Below are 1,204 nucleotides of genomic sequence, written 5' to 3' on the forward strand. Positions count from 1 at the left end.
CTCGGCACCTGCACCCGGTGCTCGACACGCTGCTCGGCGCGTAGGCCGGCGAGCGGGCCGCCGCAGCCGCCGCAGCGGGCCACCTACTCCGGTCGCACGTTCGCGTTGTCGCGGAACAGGTTCTCGGGGTCGACCTGCGCCTTGATCGCGCGCAGTCGTGCCAGCGTCGCCGGCGGGTAGGCGGCCTCGACCGCCGCGTCGCCCTGCTCGGTCTCGAAGCTCACGTAGGCGCCGTCGACGTGCGGGGCGATGAGCTCGTTCCACTGCGACGAGGTCTGGTGCCGGCTCGACCCGAACGCCACCACGGAGAACTCCGCCGAGCGGTGGGCGAAGGCCGTGTCATCCGCCGCGACGTCATGCACGGCGCCGCCGACCGCGCGCAACTGGAAGAAGTACGTCGCGCCGCTGTCGAGGAACCGGGCGGCATCGCGGGCGAACTCGGGCGTGATGCGGCCGATGAGCCCGGTGCGCGCGGTCGGCTCGCCCTCGGCGGCGTGCGTCTCGTCGGACGCGTTCGAGATGACGGCGCGGTAGCTCGTGATGCGCACGTCCTGGCCCACGAGCGGCGCCGCCTCGGCGAGCGGCTGCAGCCGCGCGAGCACGGTGTCGGGGTCGTCCGAGTCGATCACCGCCATGACCTGGGCGACCCGCGGCTCCCCCGGCCGGGCGCCGCCGAGGATGAGGAAGCTCGTGAGGTCGCGCGGCGCGTCGACGACCCAGTCGCCCCACGCCTGCAGGAATGCGGCGGTGTCGCTCGCGTCGAACGCGAGCTGCGCGAAGCCGACGTCGCCGACCTCGTCGACCTCGAAGTCGAAGGCGGTGACGATGCCGACGTTCGCGCCGGCCCCGCGAACGGCCCAGAAGATCTCCGGATGCCGCGTGGCATCCGCCCGCACGACCGAACCGTCGGCCAGCACCACCTCGACGGCCCGCACGTGGTCGATCGTGAGGCCGTGCTCGCGCACGAGCCAGCCGATGCCGCCGGCCGTGGCCAGCCCGCCGACGCCGACGCCGCCGTAGTCGTAGATGATCCGTTCCCACAGGAACGCGTCGGCGCGCTGGTAGCCGGCCGCGTTGTTGCCGATGAAGATGACGGCGGTCGTCCTGCTCACGGCGGCGCGGACGGCGACCGGTCAGCATCGTGATTCCCAGTTACAACGATCTGCCCCTGGGCGACCTCTCACCGCACCGCGAGGTCGGCTCG

The 1,204-nt window shown here is 72.9% G+C and carries 1 protein-coding gene; it reads right to left on the reverse strand.

All coding sequences use genetic code 11. The features are described 5' to 3' along the window. Positions 1 to 83 precede the first annotated feature (83 nt). Entirely contained in the window at positions 84 to 1,112 is a 1,029-nt protein-coding gene (locus tag GH736_RS23185) for an FAD-binding oxidoreductase (protein ID WP_159607400.1), read from the reverse strand. Between the last annotated feature and the right edge of the window lie 92 nt (positions 1,113 to 1,204).

The sequence above is a fragment of the Agromyces humi genome (assembly GCF_009720255.1).
GTDB lineage: Bacteria > Actinomycetota > Actinomycetes > Actinomycetales > Microbacteriaceae > Agromyces > Agromyces humi.